20 protein-coding genes are annotated in these 19504 nt (G+C 66.6%); 10 read left to right on the forward strand and 10 right to left on the reverse strand.

Annotated features, from left to right (window positions below):
- Positions 1 to 91: 91 nt before the first annotated feature.
- Positions 92 to 1273 carry a GGDEF domain-containing protein gene (locus LQ564_RS17465; protein ID WP_231059394.1) on the forward strand — a complete coding sequence of 394 codons (1182 nt, stop codon included), beginning with the start codon at positions 92 to 94 and terminating at the stop codon, positions 1271 to 1273.
- A 163-nt stretch (positions 1274 to 1436) separates the two neighbouring features.
- Complete coding sequence (locus tag LQ564_RS17470) at positions 1437 to 2324, forward strand: bile acid:sodium symporter family protein (RefSeq protein WP_231059395.1); 888 nt, start codon at positions 1437 to 1439, stop codon at positions 2322 to 2324.
- A gap of 6 nt (positions 2325 to 2330) precedes the next feature.
- Here the strand turns inward: LQ564_RS17470 and LQ564_RS17475 are convergent, their stop codons facing one another.
- The 3 genes from LQ564_RS17475 to LQ564_RS17485 are packed head-to-tail and all read right to left on the reverse strand — an operon-like array spanning position 2331 to position 4884.
- On the reverse strand, positions 2331 to 3743 hold the full coding sequence (locus tag LQ564_RS17475; protein WP_231059396.1) for a hypothetical protein: 1413 nt from the start codon (positions 3741 to 3743) through the stop codon (positions 2331 to 2333).
- On the reverse strand, positions 3740 to 4489 hold the full coding sequence (locus LQ564_RS17480) for an ABC transporter ATP-binding protein (RefSeq protein ID WP_231059397.1): 750 nt from the start codon (positions 4487 to 4489) through the stop codon (positions 3740 to 3742). Before LQ564_RS17480 ends, LQ564_RS17475 begins: the two co-directional genes overlap by 4 nt.
- Complete coding sequence (locus LQ564_RS17485) at positions 4486 to 4884, reverse strand: GntR family transcriptional regulator (protein WP_231059398.1); 399 nt, start codon at positions 4882 to 4884, stop codon at positions 4486 to 4488. Before LQ564_RS17485 ends, LQ564_RS17480 begins: the two co-directional genes overlap by 4 nt.
- Before the next feature lie 156 nt (positions 4885 to 5040).
- Between LQ564_RS17485 and LQ564_RS17490 the strand changes: the two genes are divergently transcribed.
- Positions 5041 to 6918, forward strand: coding sequence for a sensor histidine kinase (locus tag LQ564_RS17490; protein ID WP_231059399.1), 1878 nt, complete (start codon positions 5041 to 5043; stop codon positions 6916 to 6918).
- Between the two features lie 36 nt (positions 6919 to 6954).
- Here LQ564_RS17490 and LQ564_RS17495 read toward each other — a convergent pair whose 3' ends face one another.
- From LQ564_RS17495 to LQ564_RS17510, 4 genes are all read right to left on the reverse strand, one after another.
- Positions 6955 to 7539 (reverse strand): TerD family protein, encoded by a 585-nt coding sequence (locus tag LQ564_RS17495; RefSeq protein WP_231059400.1) that lies wholly within the window; start codon positions 7537 to 7539, stop codon positions 6955 to 6957.
- Positions 7540 to 7554: 15 nt separating this feature from the next.
- Complete coding sequence (locus LQ564_RS17500) at positions 7555 to 8250, reverse strand: TIGR00266 family protein (protein ID WP_159696373.1); 696 nt, start codon at positions 8248 to 8250, stop codon at positions 7555 to 7557.
- A gap of 54 nt (positions 8251 to 8304) precedes the next feature.
- Positions 8305 to 8880 (reverse strand): TerD family protein, encoded by a 576-nt coding sequence (locus LQ564_RS17505; RefSeq protein WP_231059401.1) that lies wholly within the window; start codon positions 8878 to 8880, stop codon positions 8305 to 8307.
- A gap of 122 nt (positions 8881 to 9002) precedes the next feature.
- Positions 9003 to 10049 carry a DUF475 domain-containing protein gene (locus LQ564_RS17510; protein ID WP_231059402.1) on the reverse strand — a complete coding sequence of 349 codons (1047 nt, stop codon included), beginning with the start codon at positions 10047 to 10049 and terminating at the stop codon, positions 9003 to 9005.
- Between the two features lie 133 nt (positions 10050 to 10182).
- Here LQ564_RS17510 and LQ564_RS17515 point away from each other — a divergent pair, with 133 nt between their 5' ends.
- The 7 genes from LQ564_RS17515 (at position 10183) to LQ564_RS17545 (ending at position 16733) form a co-directional block, all read left to right on the forward strand.
- Positions 10183 to 11088 (forward strand): LysR family transcriptional regulator, encoded by a 906-nt coding sequence (locus LQ564_RS17515; RefSeq protein ID WP_231059403.1) that lies wholly within the window; start codon positions 10183 to 10185, stop codon positions 11086 to 11088.
- Between the two features lie 59 nt (positions 11089 to 11147).
- Positions 11148 to 12488 carry a hemolysin family protein gene (locus LQ564_RS17520; RefSeq protein WP_231059404.1) on the forward strand — a complete coding sequence of 447 codons (1341 nt, stop codon included), beginning with the start codon at positions 11148 to 11150 and terminating at the stop codon, positions 12486 to 12488.
- A gap of 99 nt (positions 12489 to 12587) precedes the next feature.
- Positions 12588 to 13412, forward strand: a complete 825-nt coding sequence (locus LQ564_RS17525) for an alpha/beta fold hydrolase (RefSeq protein ID WP_231059405.1) — start codon at positions 12588 to 12590, stop codon at positions 13410 to 13412.
- Positions 13413 to 13415: 3 nt separating this feature from the next.
- Positions 13416 to 14978 (forward strand): hybrid sensor histidine kinase/response regulator, encoded by a 1563-nt coding sequence (locus LQ564_RS17530; RefSeq protein WP_231059406.1) that lies wholly within the window; start codon positions 13416 to 13418, stop codon positions 14976 to 14978.
- An 82-nt stretch (positions 14979 to 15060) separates the two neighbouring features.
- Positions 15061 to 15708: a hypothetical protein gene (locus tag LQ564_RS17535; RefSeq protein WP_231059407.1), complete on the forward strand. Its 648-nt coding sequence runs from the start codon at positions 15061 to 15063 to the stop codon at positions 15706 to 15708.
- A 17-nt stretch (positions 15709 to 15725) separates the two neighbouring features.
- Positions 15726 to 16163 carry an HIT family protein gene (locus LQ564_RS17540; RefSeq protein WP_231059408.1) on the forward strand — a complete coding sequence of 146 codons (438 nt, stop codon included), beginning with the start codon at positions 15726 to 15728 and terminating at the stop codon, positions 16161 to 16163.
- A gap of 21 nt (positions 16164 to 16184) precedes the next feature.
- Positions 16185 to 16733, forward strand: a complete 549-nt coding sequence (locus LQ564_RS17545) for a hypothetical protein (RefSeq protein WP_231059409.1) — start codon at positions 16185 to 16187, stop codon at positions 16731 to 16733.
- 102 nt (positions 16734 to 16835) lie between these two features.
- Here LQ564_RS17545 and LQ564_RS17550 read toward each other — a convergent pair whose 3' ends face one another.
- The 3 genes from LQ564_RS17550 to cyoE form a co-directional block, all read right to left on the reverse strand.
- Positions 16836 to 17906 (reverse strand): AI-2E family transporter, encoded by a 1071-nt coding sequence (locus tag LQ564_RS17550; RefSeq protein ID WP_231059410.1) that lies wholly within the window; start codon positions 17904 to 17906, stop codon positions 16836 to 16838.
- A 97-nt stretch (positions 17907 to 18003) separates the two neighbouring features.
- Positions 18004 to 18594 carry an SCO family protein gene (locus tag LQ564_RS17555; RefSeq protein WP_231059411.1) on the reverse strand — a complete coding sequence of 197 codons (591 nt, stop codon included), beginning with the start codon at positions 18592 to 18594 and terminating at the stop codon, positions 18004 to 18006.
- Between the two features lie 3 nt (positions 18595 to 18597).
- On the reverse strand, positions 18598 to 19491 hold the full coding sequence (gene cyoE / locus LQ564_RS17560) for a heme o synthase (RefSeq protein WP_231059412.1): 894 nt from the start codon (positions 19489 to 19491) through the stop codon (positions 18598 to 18600).
- Between the last annotated feature and the right edge of the window lie 13 nt (positions 19492 to 19504).

The raw sequence follows: 19504 nt of genomic DNA on the forward strand, positions 1-19504 counted from the left end.
AGTTCTTGTAGGAATATACTTACGCTGGGTTAACATACGGCGATCGACGCTGCCACCGCCCCTTATGTCCCCGTCCTACGCCACGACCACTTTGCCGCTCCGCCGCAGCGGGGCGACCCTGGCGCTGGCGTTCGCGATGATCGTCGCGATGAGCGTGTTTTTCGTGAGCGAGGTCGTCGACCTGCGCCGCGCGATGGGCGAGCTGCGCCGCAACGACACGGCGCGCATCCAGCTCCGCAACGTGCTGCTCAACCTCCTGAACGTCGAGACGGCGCAGCGCGGCTTCCTGCTGACCGGCGACGTATCCGCCCTCCAGCCCTATCACGCCGGCCGCGGCGCCGTGCGCGACAGCCTGCGCCTGGCCGCAAGCTCCGGCTACGAACACCCCGACTTCCTGCGCAACCTGCGCGCCCTCGGCGTGCTCGCCGAAAGCAAGCTGGCCGAGGTCGACCACACGGTACAGCTGCGCCGGCAGGGCCATGACGCGGCGGCGCTGGCCGTGGTGCGCACCGGCTACGGCATGGCCCTGATGCGCCAGGCGCGCGACATCATCGGCATCGAGGTCGAGCGCCTGCGCATCGCGCGCGACGCGACCATGGACGGCTTCAACGACCGCCTGCTGCGCGCCGCCGTGATCCTGGTGCTGATCCTGACCACCGTGGTCTGCATGGCGGTGCAGGCCTGGCGCTCGCTGCTGGCGGCCGCGCGCAACAACAGCGAGCTGGCCAGGCGCCTGGCGCTGGAAGCCTCGCACGACGTCCTCACCGGCCTGCCGAACCGCCGCTTCTTCGACAAATGGGCGCGCCGCCTGCTCGCCAAATCCCAGCGCAGCGGCAAGCCCTTCACCCTGCTGGCGCTGGACCTGGACCGCTTCAAGGACGTCAACGACAGCCACGGCCACGGCGTCGGCGACGAGGTGCTCAAGGCGGTCGCGGTGCGCTTCCAGGCGCTGCTGGGCGGCGGCGAATTCCTGGCGCGCCTGGGCGGCGACGAATTCGCGATCCTGATCGAGGGCGAGCTCTCGCGCCACCAGCTGGCGCGCTTCGGCGAGCGCCTGATCCATGCCCTGGCGCCGTCGCTGCATCCGCAGCTGGCGGCCGGCGCGGTCGGGGTCAGCATCGGCGCCGCGTCCTTTCCGCTGGATGGGCGCGACCTCGAAGGCCTGGTGCAGGCGGCCGACGATGCGCTGTATGCGTCCAAGCACGGCGGGCGCGGCATCGTGTCGTTCGCCCGCGCCGGCGCTTCCATGCATACGCAAGCCATCCCAGCGTAGGCGTGTTCCAGTCCAGTGGACTGGAACACGCTCCGCCGAACGTGCGTTCAACTCCAAGATGCGTTGCGGCGAATTGTCGGTTGGCCGGCCACGCGACAGTTGCACTACACTGTAAAGACGGCCGCAAGTGCCGCCACGCCAACAAGAAAACCTGGAGACACGCATGAACGATTTCATCACCCTCCTCCCCACCCTCCTGATCGCCGCCCTGGCGCTGATCATGTTCGGCCTGGGCCTGTCCCTTACCCTGGGCGACTTCCGGCGCCTGCTCGGCCATCCGAAGGCCGTGGTGCTGGCGCTGGTGCTGCAAGCGCTGGTGCTGCCGGCGATCTGCTACGGCCTGATCGTGCTGCTCGGTGTGGCGCCGGTGTACGCGGTGGGACTGATGCTGCTGGCGGCGTCGCCAGGCGGCGTATCGGCCAACCTGTTCAGCCATCTGTTCGGCGGCAACGTGGCGATGAACATCTCGCTCACCGCGATCAACACGGTGCTGTCGATCGTCAGCCTGCCGCTGATCGCCAACTTCGCCATCGACACGTTCGCGAAGAGCGGCCAGGTGGTGCCGATGCAGACGGCCAAGGTGGTCGAGGTGATCGTCATCGTCCTGATCCCGGTGGCGATCGGCATGGTCGTGAAACGCCGCGCGCCGAGCTTCGCCGCGCGCATGGACACGCCGATGAAGCGTTTCTCGATGGCGGTGCTGGGCGCGCTCGCGGTGGTGGCCATCGCCAAGGAGTGGGATGCGATCACCGCGTCGTTTGCCTCGATCGGCCTGGCGGTCATCCTGTTCAACGTCGCCAGCCTGGGCCTGGGCTACTATGTGCCGCGCCTGCTGGGCATGGTCCGCGCCAACGCCATCGCCATCGGCTACGAGATCGGCATCCACAATTCGACCCTGGCGATCTTCGTCGCGCTGTCGGTGCTGGACGACTTCCAGCTGATGCTGCCGGCGGCGATCTATTCGGTCACCATGTACGTGTTCGCGACCGCCTTCGGCTTCGTGGTGCTGGGCCGGAAGCCGGCCACCGCCGCGCCGGCGCCGGTGGCCTGAAGCGCGTCAGTCCATCCGCGCCGCCGGAAAGGCGAAGGGCGCGCCTTCCATCACGCGCAGGCCGCGCAGGACGGCGGCCAGCGCGATGCCGACGCTGACCACGGCGGCGACCGGCAACACCGGGGTGCCGAACACCGCGCCGACGGCGACGCCGACGATCACGCTCGCCCCGATCGCCGCCAGCAGCAGCACGATCGGCAGCATCGGCGAAGCCGCCTTGCGCACCGCGTAGTTGCGCAGCGGCGCCGCCACCATCGGCAACATCTGGCAGCAGACGCAGGCCAGGTTCACCAGCTTGTCGCGCTCCGTGCCGCCGAGGGCGGCGACAGCCAAGGCCGCGCATGCCGCCAGGGCCCAGTCCTTGACGCTGCCGCGCAGCAGCGCCAGCGCCAGGTGGCGGTTGAACGCGGGCGCCGAAGACGGCATCGCCGGGGCCAGGCGCACCAGCGACTGTTCACCGGTATAGGCGGTGAGCAGCTGGGTCAGGCGCAGGTTGGTGGCGAACGGCACGGCGAGGAGGCTGCAGGCGATCAGCCAGCCGATCCCGCCGATGACTTCTTCGCCGACCTGCCAGCCGATAAAGGTGCCGATCACGAACACGACGACAGACAGCATGACCAGCCCCATCGCCAGTTCGTCCACGTGATGCGAACTTCCCAGTGCATGCTTCACCAGCCGGCGGCTGTCGCGGCGCGCGCTGTCGCGGCGCAGGGTGGCTGCGTACCAGCGCCGGCTGCGCAGGCCGGGGAAGCGGTCACGCTCGGCGCCCGGGTTGACGGCCAGGTCAGCCATCCTGGCACGGCGGGCAACCATGCGCCAGTGGCCTTCGCCGCCCTCGGGGAACACCAGCCCGGCTACGAATACGGCCAGGCCCGCCGACAGCAGCACTGCCAGGACCAGGCTGGCCGGATGGGACAGCATGCTACCCAGTGCCGGCAAGAACTTCTCGGCGGAGACCGATAGGAAGACGACGCCGAGCAGCACCGGCAGTCCGGCCGGATGCCCGGCCCCGGCAAGGGCGCTGCCGAGGGTGATGGCGACACACCAGAGCAGAACCAGTCCGGGCATGGCTTCGGTGAACGAGGCCAGGACGATGCCGGCGGTGCCGGCGAACCAGACGAGACAGAACAGCTCGACCAGACGCCCACGCATGCGCGGCACCAGTTTCGCATTGGCAGGCGCGGCCAGCTTCACCGCTCCCGGCAGGAAGCGATAGGCCCAGACCATCAGCAGCATGGCGCAGAACAAGCCGCAGGCGCCAGCCAGAGCCCCGGCAACCCCATGGCGTTTCCACTGCATCGCCATCCCGGCCAGCAGGAAAACTAGTCCGCCGAAGCGCACGATCGGGGTATTGAAGGGATTGCCATGCGAAACCGCGGCGCGCCATAACAGGCGGTAATCCTGCATGCGCGTGTTCATTGCGTCACCTCGATGAACAGGTCTTCCAGGCTGACCGGTTCCGCGCGGCGACCGTCGCTGGTAGTGCGCGCCCCTTCCAGCAATTCGTCGAGCGGCCCTTGCAGCCCGATGCGGCCGCCCTTCAGGAAAGCGACGTCGAGCGCCACCCGTTCCAGGTCGGTCAGGATGTGGGTCGAGAACACCACCGTGGTGCCGCGCTCGATCACGCCGTCCACCAGCTCGGACAGAAAAGCGCGGCGGCCGGCCGGGTCCAGGCTGGAGACCGGCTCGTCCAGCACCAGCAGTTCCGGGTCGTGCGCCAGCGCGCGGATGATCGACAGGCGCTGCTGCTCGCCGCCGGACAGGCGCCCGATCGGTTTGCCCAGCATGAGCGCATCGAAGCCCCAGCGCTCCAGCAGCGCGTCGACCTTGACCGCGTTCCAGCGCGGGTACATGGCCTTGAAGTAGTCGAGCAGCTGCAGCGGCGTCATCCACTCGAACAGGTTCGACTTCTGCGGCACGTAGCCGATGCGGGCGCGGGCGGCCTCCGACAGCGTCGCCACGTCCTCGCCGAACAGGCGCACGCTGCCGCCGTCCAGTTCGCGCAGGCCGAGCAGGCATTCCATGAGGGTCGACTTGCCGGCGCCGTTGCGGCCCAGCAGGCCGATGACTTGACCTTGGGTCACTTCCCAGTCGAGCTTGCTCAGGACGATGGCGCTGCCAAAGTATTTGGCGACGTCGCGCATCTGGATGATGGGTACGGTCACGATGGTTCCTTCAGGATGTGGGTGAAAAGTGCAAGGACGGTTGCATGGTCCAGCTCCAGCTCGCGCGCTTCGCGGGCCGCGCGCTCCAGTGTGGGACGCAGCAGTTCGGCGCGGTCCGGGCTGCTGGCCGTGGCGGACGGCTGCTCCGCCACCACCATCCCCAGGCCGCGGCGGCGCGCCAGCAGCCCTTCCGCCTCCAGCAGGCTGTAGGCCTTGGACACGGTCATGGGGTTGACGGCCAGGGTCGACGCGACTTCGCGCACCGAGGGCAGTTCATCGCCGGCCGCCAGCTGGCCCCCAAGGACGAAGCGCCGGACCTGCTCGACCAGTTGGCGGTAGATCGGCTCGGAAGAACCGGTCACGATGGAAAACAGCTGGGCGGTATGGGTGGACATGGCGTATGTGTGTATTAATTGAGTAATACAGTACCTTTGAATTGTCCCTGCGTCAACAACCTTCGTCGATTCCATGCGCTATGGATGAGCGACATCAATATTGATTCTGTGACATCATGCGCCAGCGCCCGGTTCCGCGCGCCTCCTACTCCGACCATGACACAGCAAGACCATCCACCACCGCAGGCCACGCCTGACGTCCGCTTCCGCGAGCTGTTCGAGCAGGCGCCCGTGAGCATCCAGATTCTCGATCCGCGCGGCTTTACCTTGCGCGTCAACCAGGCCTGGCAAGACCTGTGGCATATCCACGCGGGCGGCGACCTGTATGCGCTGGTGCTGGGCGGCGGCTACAACGTGCTAGAGGATCGGCAACTGCTGAAGTGCGGCGTTGTGGATTTCCTGCGCCGCGCGATCGCCGGCGAATCGGTGGAGATTCCAGCCATTCACTACGACGTCGGCGTACTCGGCGCCTCTTCCCGCAAGCGCTGGGTGACCGCGCGTGCTCACCCGATCGAGGATGGCGAAGGACGCATCCTCGAAGTGATGCTGATGCACGAAGACATTACGGATCGCATCGAGGCCGAGGCTGCACTGCGCGTGCGCGAGGAGCGTTTCCGCTCGCTCGTGATGGCGACCGCGCAGGTCATCTGGACCGTGGGGCCGGATGGCGGCATCGTCGAAGAGTCGTCGTCCTGGTGCGCTTTCACGGGCCAGGATATGCAAGCCGCCAAGGGGCACGGTTGGCTGGAAGCCATCCATCCGGACGACCGTGCGCGCACCATGGCCGCGTTCCAGCGCGCTGTCGCCGAGGCCGGCGTCTACGAAACCGAATACCGCCTGCGCCGCCACGATGGCGAGTACCGCTGGACTGCCGTCAAGGGCGTACCGATCCTGGGCAACGACCGCGCCGTGCGCGAGTGGATCGGCGCCAACCGCGACATCCATGACATCGTCATGGCCCAGACCGAGCTGGCCGGGCGCCTCGAGCGCGAACAGCGCCAGGCTCTCCTGCTCGCAAAAGTAGCCGGCGCCACGCGCGCCCTGCATACCCTGGTCTCCGCCGCGGAGATCCGCGACGCCCTGGTCCGCGAAGCCAGCGCCATCATCGGCGTCGAACACGTCCGGATCACGCTGGGACCCGAACCGCAGCCGCATCCTGACGTTTCACCGGATGCGGAATGGCTTTCGGTGCCGCTGGTGAGCCGCAAGGGGCGCCAGATCGGCATTCTCGAGGCCTGGGACAAGCCGGGCGGCTTCAGCGAGGACGACGAGGCGATCCTGGTGCAGCTGGGCGCGATCGCCACCAATGGCTTCGAGAACGCCCGCCTCTACGAATCGCTGCGCGAGCAGGACCGGCGCAAGGACGAATTCCTCGCCATGCTGGCGCACGAGCTGCGCAACCCGCTGGCGCCGATATCCGCGGCCGCCGACGTGCTGAGGATCTCCAGCAGCCCCGCACACATCAAGCGCTCCAGCGAGGTGATCGGGCGCCAGGTGAAGCACATGACCGCGCTGGTCAACGACCTGCTGGACGTCTCGCGCGTGACGCGCGGCCTGATCAAGCTGGAGCGGCGCCGGGTGGTCGTCAACAGCCTGGTGGCCAGCGCCGTCGAGCAGTCGCGCCCCCTGATGGAGACGCACGGCCATGCCTTCGTGGCCGAGGTGGCGCCGGAGGCGGCAAGCGCGCGGGTCGACGTCGATCCGACCCGCCTGGTGCAGGTGCTGACCAACCTGCTCAACAACGCCGCCAAGTACACGCCGCGCGGCGGGACCATCAGCTTGCGCGTGACCCTGGACGGCGCGCGCCTGCGCTTCTGCATCGTCGACGACGGCATCGGCATCGACGCCGCCCTGCTGCCGCACGTGTTCGACCTGTTCACGCAGGCCGAGCGCACCCCGGACCGCTCGCAGGGTGGATTGGGAATAGGACTGGCGCTGGTGCGCACCCTGGTGACACTGCATGGCGGCGAGGTGCATGCCCACAGCGAGGGAAGCGGCAGCGGCTGCACCTTCACCGTCTGGCTGCCGTTGTAGCACATGAAAAAAGCCGGGCAAGCCCGGCTTCACTTCTTACAGATGCGGCGTAATCAGCGGCATCAGATCGTCGAAGGTGCGGCCGGAGCCGTTCTCCCCGATCGCATGCATCTTCCACTCGCCGTTATGGCGATACAGCTTCGCCATGATCTGCGCCGTGTGCGAGCCCTGCACCGACAGGTTGAAGCGCGCGACTTCCTGGTTGTTGCCGGCGTTGATCAGGCGGCAGTAGGCGTTTTCCACGGTCGAGAAGTTCTGGCCGGTGAAGCTGTTCACGGTGAACACCAGCGACTTCACGGTGGCCGGCACGCGCGACAGCTCGACGATGATCTGCTCGTCGTCGCCATCACCCGCGCCGGTGCGGTTGTCGCCGGTGTGGGTGATGCTGCCGTCCTTGCTCTTCAGTTGGCGGAACCACACCACGTCGACCGGACGGTTCGATTCGTCGAACATCACGACCGAGGCGTCGAGGTCGACCGGCTGGCCGGCGCCGCCGCCGAAGCCGAAGAAGCCCTTCGACTTGGCCACGTCCCAGCCCAGGCCCATGGTCACTTTCGACAGGCCGCCGCCGGCTTCCTTGTCCAGCGAGATCTTCTGGCCCTTCTGCAGATTGACTGACATATTTGTTTCTCCTTTTTAGCGCGCCGGAGCCTGCATCCAGGCCTTGAATGCCATCCGGTTGCGCGAACATACGTAGACTTTGCCTTTGCCCGAGAAGCGGAGCACCATGCCCTCGCCGCTGGTCTGGCTGTTGATCAGGTTACCCAGGAAGCCGCCGCTCTGGCCGGTCGTGATCGAGATCTCGTAGCGCAGGCCGCTGTCCCAGCAGACCACGTGCGAGTTGTCGATGATCGCGTCCTTGCCCGGTTCCACCTCCAGCATCGACATCGAGCCGAAGCCCGACACCACCACCTGGCCGCTGCCGGTCGTCTCGGTGACGAAGAAGCCGCCGCTCTGGGCGAACAGCGCGTTGCCCAGGCTCTGGGTGCGCACCTTCAGGTCCACGCCCGAGGTGGCGGCCACAAACGCGCCGTCGCTGATGATGTACTGGTTCGGACCGCAGTCGATGGTCTGCATCGCGCCCGGCAGGGTCGGCGACAGCAGGCAGTCGCCGTCGCCGCGGGTCGCCTCGATGTGCTGCTGGAAGAACGACTCGCCGTTGGCGAAGGTGCGCATCAGCGCGCTGCCGAGGCCCCCCTTCATCTTGCCTTTCAGGTCGAGCGTCGATTCCATCATCACCATCGCATCCGATTCGCAATAGATGGTTTCGCCGCGCCGCATCGAGACATGCAGGAAGGGATCGACGTCCCCGGTCACGGTAAATACTGGCATTGGACTTCCTTTCAGGTACTGCCCGCACCCTCGGTACGGGCTGCGGGCGTGTGATTAAACGTTGACGCCGTAGTTGCGGGCCAGGGGGCCGAGGCCGCCGTTGAAGCCCTGGCCGATGGCGCGGAATTTCCAGTCGGCGCCGTTACGATACACCTCGCCGAAGATCATTGCCGCTTCGGTCGAGCTGTCTTCCGACAGGTCGTAGCGTGCGATCTCGCTGTTGTTGGCCGCGTTGACGCAGCGGATGAAGGCCTTGCCGACCATGCCGAAGTTCTGGCGGCGCGCTTCGGCGTCGTGAATGGTCACGGCCAGCACGACCTTGTCGACGTCGGCCGGGACCTTCGAGAGGTCGATCGAGACGGTCTCGTCGTCGCCGTCGCCGGCGCCGGTGGTGTTGTCGCCCGAGTGGACCACCGAGCCGTCGCTCGACTTCAGGTTGTTGTAGAAGATGAAGTCGCCATCCGCGCGCACCTTGCCCGACGAATTCAGCAGAAACACCGCGCCGTCGAGGTCGAACGCCGCGCCGTCGGTGGCGCGGGTATCCCAGCCCAGGCCGACCTTCAGGTTGACGAGGCCCGGAGCTTCTTTCGACAGGTTGACGTTGCCGCCTTTTTGCAGACTGATTGCCATGATTGTGACTCTCCTAAAAATAGGTACTGCCTGAACACCGTGGTGATACGCATGCGGAGTTGGTGTTCTGCCGCTCCGCGTGCGGTCCTGCGGGCGGGTGGGATCGCCACCCGCCGTCAAACTTACGCGCCGATCGCCGCGTGCTGCTTCTTGTGCTTGATCGAGCTCCACAGCGAAGCCAGGATGAAGGCCACGCCGACGCCGCCGGTGATCAGCTCCGGCACGTGCATGTGCATGCTGACCAGCATGATCACCGCCAGGATGCCGATCGCGTAATGCGCGCCATGCTCCAGGTAGACGAACTCGTCCAGCGTGCCCTGGCGCACCAGGTAGACCGTCATCGAACGCACGAACATCGCGCCGATCGCCAGGCCCAGCATGATGATCACGACGTCCTGGGTGATGGCGAAGGCGCCGATCACGCCGTCGAAGCTGAACGATGCATCCAGCACTTCGAGGTAGAGGAAGCCGCCGATACCGCCGGTCTTGACCATATTGCCCACGTTGCTGTTCTCATCCGACTCGCTCTTTTCCAGCAGGCTGGAGATCATGTCGACGCCGATGTAGACCAGGATGCCCCACAGGCCGGCGACCAGCACCACCATCTTCTGCGCTTCCGGCACCCAGCTGGCCGAGTACAGCAGCGCGCCCAGGGCCACCAGCACCGAGATCGAGGACACCTTGCCCAGCGAACCGAGCTTGCGCTCGATATTGCCGAGCCAGTGCACTTCCTTCTCGTCGTCCAGCAGGAAGTTCAGGAACACCAGCAGCAGGAACATGCCGCCGAAGGCCGCCACTTCAGCGTGGTGGTTGGTCAGGTGCGAGGAGAATTCCTTCGGGTTGGTCAGGGCCAGGTTCCAGACTTCGGTGATGCCGAGGTCGGCCGCGACGGCGACGATCACCAGCGGGAACACCAGGCGCATGCCGAACACGGCGATGATCATGCCCAGGCCCAGGAACAGCTTGAGCCAGAACTCGTTCCAGCCCTTGAGCACCGAGGCGTTGACCACCGCGTTGTCGAAGGACAGCGAGACTTCCATGACCGACAGGATGGCCGTGACGCCGAGCGCCGTCACCATCCCCGCAATGCCGCCATGGTCGTAACCCCACCAGCCTGCCAATGCCATGCAGACTGCGGTCACGATGAATGACCACGTAAAGTGCTTCATGTATGTGTTTCCCTCTCGTTGAAGTTTTAAGTGTTGACTTCGTTGTTGTTGAACCGACCAACGCAGTGTAGAGTCTCGGCTCGTATTAAAAAAGCGAAGATATTCGAAGAATTGCTCCTATAAAACCGAAGAAATGAACCACAGTCCCCCGAATTTCCGTCACCTGTACTACTTCTGGGTCGTCGCCAAGGAAGGCAGCATCACCCGCGCCGCCGAACGCCTGGGCCTGGCGATCCAGACCGTCAGCACCCAGCTGGCCCAGCTCGAACAGGCCATGGGCAAGGTCCTGTTCACCCAGCAGGGCCGGCGCCTGACTTTAACCGAGGCCGGGCGCCTTGCCTTGAACTATGCCGACCAGATCTTCCTTTTGGGAGAGCAGATGCAGGAAGCGCTGGCGGAAGCGGACAGCGCGCGCACCCGGCTGACAGTCGGCATCTCCGACTCGCTCCCGAAGCTCACCGCCTACCGCCTGCTGGAAATCGCCACCCAGCTGCCGCGCCCGGTGCGCCTGGTCTGCTACGAGGGCGAATTCGACGAGCTGCTGGCCGACCTGGCCCTGCACAAGCTGGACGTGGTGCTGACCGACCGCGCGGTGCGCTCCGGCACCACCCTGCGCGTGTTCAGCCACCTGCTGTCGGACAGCGAGACCATCGTGGTCGGCGCCCCGCCCCTGGTGAAGGACTGGGGACTGGATTTCCCGCGCTCGCTGAACGGCGCGCCGTTCCTGCTGCCGACGCGCAATAATGCCCTGCGCGGCAAGATCGACGAGTGGTTCGAGCTGCAGCACGTGCGCCCCGACGTGGTCGGCGAGTTCGAGGACAACGCGCTGCTCAACACCTTCGGGCGGCGCGGACTCGGCCTGTTCTTCGCGCCGGCGGCGCTGCTGCACGACCTGGAAGAACAGTTCGGCGCCATGCTGGTCGGGCGGGTGCCGCAGGTGCGCGAGCATTTCTATGCGGTGTCGAACGAACGCAAGATCAAGCATCCGGCCGTCGAGGCCATCCTGTCCGCCGTTCACCAGGGTGTATTGGGATCGTGATTGGCGGCTGAGCTGTACAATGGACGCCGGCTTTGCCTTTTGTTAACTCAACCCTTGATATGGAAAACTTTCTATTTGTCGTTCTCGCCCTGTTCCTGGTGGCGCTGAACGGCTTCTACGTCGCCGCCGAATTCAGTATCGTCACCCTCCGCAAGACCCGCGTGCGCGCCATCGCCAAGACGGCCGGCCTGCGCGGCCGCATCCTGGGCAAGGTCCACGACCAGCTCGACGCCTATCTCTCCGCCTGCCAGCTCGGCATCACCCTCGCCTCGCTCGGCCTGGGCTGGGTCGGCGAGCCGGCCTTCGCCAGCCTGCTCGAACCGGTATTCGCCCTGCTCGGCGTGACCTCGCCCGAGCTGATCCACGGCGTCTCCTTCGTGGTCGCCTTCTCGGTGATCTCCTTCCTCCACATCGTGGTCGGCGAACTGGCGCCCAAGTCGCTGGCGATCCGCATTCCGGAAGCGGTGGCCCTGTGGACCGCGATCCCGCTCTACGCCTTTTACTGGGCGATGTATCCGGCGATCTGGCTGCTCAACGCCAGCGCCAACATGGTGCTGCGCATCGCCGGCCTTTCGGGCGCCGGCGGGCACGAGACCCACTACTCGACCGAGGAACTCAAGCTGATCCTGCGCACCAGCACCCCGGGCGACAAGTTCTCGAACGCCGAGCGCAACATCCTGGCCCAGTCGCTCGACTTCAGCCAGCTGGCCGTGTCCGACCTGATGCGCCCGATTAACGAGGTCAGCGCCCTGTACGCCAACCGCTCGCTGGAAGAGAACATGGAGACGGTGCGCCGCAACCGCTTCTCGCGCTACCCCTACTTCGACGAAGAGGGCGAAGAGGTGCTGGGCGTGATCCACCTGAAGGACCTGTTCTTCGCCCAGCAGGCCGGCCGCGCCATCACCGATCTCACCCAGCACCTGCGTCCGGTGGAGACGATCTCCGCGCGCACCCCGGCCCAGGACATCTTCCGCCGTTTCCGCAGCGGCGCCCCGCACTTCGCCCTGATCGGCGAGAAGGGCAAGCGCCCGGTCGGCTTCATCACGCTCGACAACCTGCTGGGCGCGATGGTCGGCGAGATCCGCGACGAGTTCCGCATGAACGAGAACGACTGGCTGGCGCAGGCCGACGGCACCTGGATCGGCAAGGCCAGCCTGCCGATCTTCTCGCTCGAACGCCTGCTCGGGATCGACATCGACAACGAGGAGATGGGCCTGGACGACGTCGAATCGGTCGGCGGCCTCCTGATGGCGAAACTCGGCGACATCCCGAAACAGGGCCAGCGCATCGGCTTCCCGCAGTTCGACATCGTGGTCAAGAAGATGAACGGGCCGCGCATCCTGCTGGTGAAGGTCTATCCGCGCGGCGAGCGCGAGGAGCCGGACGAGGACCACGACTGACCCGCATATAGTTGTTGCGCTTGCAACAACGCTGACGCATACTAGCCGTTGAGGGAACGACCGATAGTTGCATGTTGCCCTCTTCTCCATGAGGGGCAAATGAGCGTGCAGGTCCGGAACAGCGTACATGTCAGCGGCAGCGGTGCAGCGACCATGGTGTTCTCCCATGGCTTCGGCTGCGACCAGACCATGTGGCGCTTCATGGCGCCCGCCTACCGCGAACGCTTCCGCGTCATCACCTACGACCTGACCGGAAGCGGCCGCTCCGACCTTTCCGCCTACGACCCCGAACGCTACGGCACCCTGCACGGCTATGCCGACGACCTGCTCGAGATCGTCGACGCCTTCGCCACCGGCCCGGTGATCCTGGTCGGCCACTCGGTGAGCAGCATGATCGGCATGCTGGCCACGATCAAGGCGCCCGAGCGCTTCGCGGCCCAGGTCATGGTGGCGCCGTCGGCCTGCTATATCAATGACCGGCGCAATGACCGCGCCGGCGAGGACTACATCGGCGGCTTCGAGCGCGAAGACATCGAGGAACTGCTCGAGACCATGGACGCCAACTACCTCGGCTGGTCGAGCAGCCTGGCGCCGGCCATCATGGGCGCGCCCGAACGGCCCGACCTGCGCGAGGAACTCACCGAGAGCTTCTGCCGCAACGACCCGACCATCGCCAGGCACTTCGCGCGCGTGACCTTCCTGTCCGACCATCGCCCCGACCTGCCCTTGTCAACCACCCCGGCCCTGATCCTGCAGTGCAGCGACGACCTGATCGCGCCGATGAGCGCCGGCGACTACCTGCACCGGCACCTGCCGCGCAGCGTCCTGCACGTGATCGACAACATCGGCCACTGCCCGCACATGAGCGCCCCCACCGCCAGCACGCGCGCCATCGACGCCTTCCTGGCAGAACTGCGCCACTGAGCCATGGACGGCGCGCCGCTCCCTGCCGACGCCTTTTACGACGACGCCCCCTGCGGCCTCCTGCTCAGCACCCCCGACGGCCTGCTGCTGCGCGCCAACGCCACCGCCTGCCGCTGGCTCGGCTTCGGCGCGCACGAGCTGGCCGGCATCGTGCGCATCCAGGACCTGATGACGGTCGGCGCGCGCCTGTTCCACCACACCCACTGCCAGCCCCTGCTGCAGATGCGCGGCTCGGTCGGCGAGCTGCAGATCGACCTGCGCCACCGCGACGGCACCCGGCTGCCGATGCTGGTCAACGTGGTGCGGCGCGCGCTGGACGGCCAGCCGCGCGACGAATGGGCGCTGTTCATGGCCTCGGAGCGCCAGTCCTACGAGCGCGAGCTGCGCAGCGCGCGCAAGGAGGCCGAGGACGCGCTCGTGGCGCAACGCGTGGCCGAGCGCCGGCTGCAGGCCCTGAACGCCGCCCTGTCGGCCGCCGACCGCAGGAAGGACGAATTCCTGGCCACCCTCTCGCACGAGCTGCGCAATCCGCTGGCGCCGATGCGCAGCGCGGTCGAGGTGCTCAAGCACCGGCAGGACGGCAGCGCCCTGGACGCGCGCCTGCTGTCCGTGTTCGACCGCCAGCTGCACCACCTGACCCACCTGGTCGACGACCTGATGGAAGTCTCGCGCATCACCCAGGACAAGATGGAATTGCGGCGCCGGCCGGTCGACCTGTGCCTGCTGGCGAGCGCCGCCGTCGGCGACACCGCCGGCATGATGGAACACGCCGGCCACCGCCTCGACCTCGCGCTGCCCGCGGGGCCGGTCACGGTCGACGCCGACCCGACCCGCATCAACCAGGTGCTGGTGAACCTGCTGACCAACGCCGCCAAGTACACGCCGGACGGCGGCCGCATCGGACTCGTCCTCGGCATCGAGGACGGCCACGCCGTGCTGGCGGTGCGCGACAACGGCATCGGCCTGCCGGCGCATGCGCTGGCGACGGTGTTCGACATGTTCTCGCAGCTGGAGCCGGCGCTGCACCGCTCGCGCGGCGGCCTCGGGATCGGGCTATCGCTGGTGAAGGGCATCGTCGAGCTGCATGGCGGGACCATCGCGGCGGATAGTCCCGGCGAAGGCTGCGGCAGCTGCTTCACGGTGCGCCTTCCGCTGGCGCAGGCCGTGGCGTGCGAGGCGCCCGCCGCGCAAGCCGCGCTGGTCCCGGCGCGCATCCTGGTGGTCGACGACAACGCCGACGCCGCCGAGATGCTCTTGATGGCGCTCGAGCTGTTCGGCTGCGAGGTGCGCGCCGCCCACAGCGCCCAGCAGGCGCTGGCCATGATCGAAGACTTCGCGCCGGAAGTCGCGCTGCTCGACATCGGGCTGCCGGACCTGAACGGCTACGAGCTGGCGCGGCGCCTGCGCGCGACCGAGCACGGGCGCGGCATGCGCCTGATCGCGGCCACCGGCTGGGGCCAGGAAAAGGACCGCCAGCGCGCCTTCGACGCCGGCTTCGACCATCATCTCACCAAGCCGATCGATTTCGAGCGGCTGCGCAGCGTGCTGGGGCCTGGTCCGGCATGACATTGCGTGCACAAGCGAGTCGATGCGGTGGCTACGATCTGCTGCATGTTCACCCTTCTTCACTCTTGAAACGGAATCAAGCATGACGAAAGCCCGGCGTCCTAATGTCCTGCGGCAGGCCTTCCTGCTCGCCGCGCTTTGCCTGAGCGCCCAAGGCGCAGGCGCACAAGAAGCCGCATCGTATGCCGACCTGGCGACCGGCCTGCGTTTCCCGAAAATGCTGGGTCAGCTCGGCTACCAGCGCATGGTGACCTTCGGTGACGACAAGCTCGGCTACTGCGTCCTGTACGCGCATCCGGAGGCGCGCGCCCAGCTCTGCGTCTACGATATGGGCCACAAGAACCTGCCGACGGGCGTGGACAGCGCGCCGTTCAAGGAAGCGCTCGGACTTGCCGTCCAAGGCACCATCATCTCGAGCAACAAGGCGCCGTTCAGCAACGGCAAGGAGATCGCCTCGGGAACGCCGTCGATCGAGGCCGACGGCAGGGCGGCAAAGGCCGAGATGCGCACGTTCACCTCCGACATGGCGCAGCTCGATGGCAGCGTCGTCCGGCAAACCCACCTGATCCTGATGACGACCGGCCTCGGCAAGTTCCTGAAGCTGAACTATACCTCGCGGCGCGGGTCTGACGCCTTTGCGCTGGAAAGCCGCCAGTTCGTGGAAGACTTCGTGCGCTTCAACGGCGATACCATGAAGCAGCTGCTGCTCGCTTCGCCCCCTGCCCCATGACCTTCGAAAGGAAACCCATGGACTACGATTCCGGCAACCCCTTTGCCCGCATCCTGCGCGGCGAGCTGCCCTGCGTAAAGGTCTACGAGGACGAGCACACGCTCGCGATGATGGACATCATGCCGCAGGCCGAAGGCCACGTGCTGGTGCTGCCGAAGGAGCCGGCGGCGGAGCTGTTCGCGCTGTCGGACGACGGCGCGGCCGCCTGCATCCGCACCACCAAGAAGGTGGCGGCGGCGGTCAAGGCGGCGCTGGGATCGCCCGGCATCATGGTGGCCCAGTTCAATGGCGCCGCGGCGGGGCAGACCGTGCCGCACGTGCACTTCCACATCGTGCCTCGCCAGCAGGCCGCGCCCTTGAAGCCGCATGCCAGCGCGCAGGCCGATATCGGCGAACTGCAGGCCCTGGCGGCGCGCATCATTGCGGCGCTCGATGGCGCGGCAAGCGCCTCCTGATCCTGCCCGCGGCCGATGCGCATGCAAAAACTGTGGCACCAAGTCGGCGGTGAATGGGTCGAGCACACGCATCCGGCCGTGTGTGCCAGGGACACCACTGGCGGCGCCGAACGCCTGGTGGCGACCGCGCCGGGCGGCGACCCGAACGTGTTGCTAAGCCTAGTCGAAGCGGTCGGCGGCCCGTATGCCCTGCTCTATGTGCTGCATACGCCGCGCGGCGAGGGCGAGGCGGGCCGCTACCAGAGTCCCGAGCTCGAACTCGCCGATGTGCGCGCCTTCCTGGAGCGCCATGCCGGCTTACTGCGCGCGGACGCGCGGTTCGATCTCTGGGCCCACTCGTTCAGCGAGAATGCGACCGTGGTCTGGGACCGGCACAACATGATCCACGCTTACGGTCCGCTCGAGCCCTTCGAGGCTGTCTTGCACGCACAGGGGTTCGGACACGGTTTGCCGTCGATGGCGTTTGCGCACCAACATCATTATCGCGCGGACTGCGATGGGGAAGCGGCCGCCGTGCTGCGGGACTTCGACTGGCAGTACTCGCCGCTGCGGCCGGAGGACGAGCAATAGGATCCGCTATGGCTCGGGCGGAGAGCGATCCGGCCAAGCCATCAAGCGATTCCAGAACGAGGTCGACGCGTTTCCGCCCGGCGGATACCTCGCTAATCCCGTTCAGACCGTGTTCTGGTCCTGCCGGATGACCCGGTCCGGCGTCCCCGTCCATTCCGTCATCAGGCTGTAGCCCACCGCCAGCAGGGTCGGCCCGATGAACATGCCGACGAAGCCGAAGGCGATCACGCCGCCCAGCACCCCGAGCAGGGTGAGCAGGAACGGCAGGCTGCTGCCGCGGCTGATCAGCATCGGGCGCACGATGTTGTCGACGCCGCTGATCAGGACGGTGCCCCAGACCACCATGAAGATCGCCCAGCCGGTCTCGTGCTGCAGGAACAGCCAGAATGCCGCGCCGCCCCAGATGATGGGCGGGCCGACCGGGATCAGGGACGAGATGAAGATCAGCACCGACAGCAGCGGCACCGCCGGCACGCCCGCGATGGCGAAGCCGATCGCCGCCACCAGGGCCTGGGCCAGTGCGGTGCCGAGCAGACCGTACATGACGCCGCGCACGGTCTGGCTGACCGTGGTCGAGACCGAATCGGCGCCCTCGCCCATCACGCGCCGCATGGTCACGTTGACCACCTCGAGCAGGGCCTTGCCGTCGCGGTAGAAGAAGAAGCTGACGAAAGCCGCCAGGCTGAGCTGAACCACGCCGGTGCCGAGCACCAGGCCGCCGGTGACCAGGTAGCGGCGCGCCGGCTCCAGCATGCGCTGGGCCAGGGCCACCATCTGTTCGCGGCTGGCGACCAGCTCGCGCAGGTAGGTGTCGATCGATGCGCCGACCAGCGGGATCTCGCGCACCCAGTCCGGCGGCAGCAGTTCGCGGTGTTCGATCGCCACCCGCAGTTCGGAAAAGCCGCGCGCGACGTCGTCCACCAGGTTGTAGGCGACCATCGACAGCGGGATGATGATGAGCAGGGTGAGCGACAGCGTCATGGTCAGCGCCGCCAGGGTGCGGCGGCCGCGCATCGCCACCTGCAGGCGCAGGTACAGGGGCCAGGAAGAGATCACGACGCAGGCCGCGAACAGGATCGCTGCCAGGAAGGGTTTCAGGACGTAGAGGCAGCCCAGCGTCAGCAGGACGACAATGGCGATGCGGGTGTAGTTCCTGCCTTGACGTTGTTCCATGCCGTCCCTGTCGAGTGGTGTTTACACCATCATAGCAGGACGCTTGTTAAAGATGACTTAGGAAGGCTGGCTCAGGAAGAGCTTGCCTTCGGGTCGCTTACAAGAGTTGGCGCAGGTCCGCCGCCAACGGACCCGGGCCGTTGCCGTGGCGGACGAACAGGCGCAGCTTGCCTTCGCGGTCGAAGACGTAGCTGCCGGCGGTGTGGTCCACCGTGTAGTTCTTCGGGTCGTCACCGGACGGCACCTTGGCGTAGAACACCTTGAATTCCTTGGCCGTGCGCGCAGTGGCTTCCTTGTCGCCGTACAGGCCGATGAACGAGGGGTGGAAGGCCGGCACGTAGGCGGCGAGCAGTTCCTGGGTGTCGCGTTCGGGGTCGAGCGTGACGAACAGCACCTGCACGTCCTTGCTGGCCGGGCCCAGGTCCTTCATCACGGCGGCCATCTCGGCCATCGTGGTCGGGCACACGTCAGGGCACTGGGTATAGCCGAAGAACAGCACCACGAGCTTGCCGCGGAAGTCCTGCAGGGTGCGCGGCTTGCCGGTGTGATCAAGCAGCGAAAAGCCCTTGGCGTAGTCCAGACCGGTCACGTCGGTGTTGTTGAAGGCCAGCGGCTTGCTCGCCAGCTTGTCGCAGCCGGCGGCCAGCACGGCCAATGACATCACCAGCACGGTCAGGAGTTTTTTCATGGCTCAGAACTTGAAGTAATGGTCCACCAGTAGGGCGGCGAACAGCAGCGACAGGTAGACGATCGAATAGGTGAAGGCATTGCGCGCCGCCATGTCGCTGTAGTGGCGGTGTACCCGCCACGAGTGGCGCAGGTAGGGAATGATGAGGGCCACGGCGGCGGCCAGGTAGATCAGGCCGCTCATGCCGGTAGCCCAGGGCAACAGGGTCGTCGCGGCCAGCGCGATGGTATACAGCCAGACCTGCAGGCCGGTATATGCCATGCCGTGGGTGACCGGCAGCATCGGCAGGCCGGAACGCGCGTAGTCGTCGCGGCGGTACATGGCCAGCACCCAGAAGTGCGGCGGGGTCCACACGAAGATGATCAGCACCAGCAGCCAGGCTTCCATCGGCACTTCGTTGGCGACGGCGGCCCAGCCGAGGGCCGGCGGCATCGCGCCCGAGAGGCCGCCGATGACGATGTTCTGCGGCGTGGCCGGCTTGAGCAGCATGGTGTAGATGAAGGCGTAACCGACGAAGGTGACGAAGGTCAGCCACATGGTGAGCGGATTGACGAATGCGTACAGCACATACATGCCGAGGCCGCCGATGATCGCCGAGAAGGTGATCGTCTGGCTGCTGGTGAGTTCGCCCATCGCGGTGGCGCGGCGGGCGGTGCGCGCCATGCGGGCGTCGATCTCGGCTTCGACCAGGCAGTTCACGGCAAAGGCGGCGCCGGCCAGCAGCCAGATGCCGGCGGTGCCGGCCACCAGCACCTGCCAGCCCGGGAAGCCGTCGGTGGCGAGGAACATCCCGATCACCGCGCAAAACACGGCCAGCTGCGTGACCCGTGGTTTGGTCAGGGCCCAATATTGGGCAACGCGGCTCGGAGGCTTGTGGAGGGCTGTCTGGGTCGTCATCGATGGGGAGCTG

The organism is Massilia phyllostachyos, from assembly GCF_021044825.1.
GTDB lineage: Bacteria > Pseudomonadota > Gammaproteobacteria > Burkholderiales > Burkholderiaceae_D > Telluria > Telluria phyllostachyos.

Coding starts and splice junctions, on each gene's coding strand:
- cyoE (WP_231059412.1), bottom strand. CDS start 19,491: ATGACGACCCAGACAGCCCTCCACAAGCCTCCGAGCCGCGTTGCCCAA.
- LQ564_RS17525 (WP_231059405.1), top strand. CDS start 12,588: ATGAGCGTGCAGGTCCGGAACAGCGTACATGTCAGCGGCAGCGGTGCA.
- LQ564_RS17535 (WP_231059407.1), top strand. CDS start 15,061: ATGACGAAAGCCCGGCGTCCTAATGTCCTGCGGCAGGCCTTCCTGCTC.
- LQ564_RS17470 (WP_231059395.1), top strand. CDS start 1,437: ATGAACGATTTCATCACCCTCCTCCCCACCCTCCTGATCGCCGCCCTG.
- LQ564_RS17530 (WP_231059406.1), top strand. CDS start 13,416: ATGGACGGCGCGCCGCTCCCTGCCGACGCCTTTTACGACGACGCCCCC.
- LQ564_RS17540 (WP_231059408.1), top strand. CDS start 15,726: ATGGACTACGATTCCGGCAACCCCTTTGCCCGCATCCTGCGCGGCGAG.
- LQ564_RS17550 (WP_231059410.1), bottom strand. CDS start 17,906: ATGGAACAACGTCAAGGCAGGAACTACACCCGCATCGCCATTGTCGTC.
- LQ564_RS17545 (WP_231059409.1), top strand. CDS start 16,185: ATGCAAAAACTGTGGCACCAAGTCGGCGGTGAATGGGTCGAGCACACG.
- LQ564_RS17515 (WP_231059403.1), top strand. CDS start 10,183: ATGAACCACAGTCCCCCGAATTTCCGTCACCTGTACTACTTCTGGGTC.
- LQ564_RS17555 (WP_231059411.1), bottom strand. CDS start 18,594: ATGAAAAAACTCCTGACCGTGCTGGTGATGTCATTGGCCGTGCTGGCC.
- LQ564_RS17505 (WP_231059401.1), bottom strand. CDS start 8,880: ATGGCAATCAGTCTGCAAAAAGGCGGCAACGTCAACCTGTCGAAAGAA.
- LQ564_RS17490 (WP_231059399.1), top strand. CDS start 5,041: ATGACACAGCAAGACCATCCACCACCGCAGGCCACGCCTGACGTCCGC.
- LQ564_RS17510 (WP_231059402.1), bottom strand. CDS start 10,049: ATGAAGCACTTTACGTGGTCATTCATCGTGACCGCAGTCTGCATGGCA.
- LQ564_RS17520 (WP_231059404.1), top strand. CDS start 11,148: ATGGAAAACTTTCTATTTGTCGTTCTCGCCCTGTTCCTGGTGGCGCTG.
- LQ564_RS17485 (WP_231059398.1), bottom strand. CDS start 4,884: ATGTCCACCCATACCGCCCAGCTGTTTTCCATCGTGACCGGTTCTTCC.
- LQ564_RS17495 (WP_231059400.1), bottom strand. CDS start 7,539: ATGTCAGTCAATCTGCAGAAGGGCCAGAAGATCTCGCTGGACAAGGAA.
- LQ564_RS17475 (WP_231059396.1), bottom strand. CDS start 3,743: ATGAACACGCGCATGCAGGATTACCGCCTGTTATGGCGCGCCGCGGTT.
- LQ564_RS17500 (WP_159696373.1), bottom strand. CDS start 8,250: ATGCCAGTATTTACCGTGACCGGGGACGTCGATCCCTTCCTGCATGTC.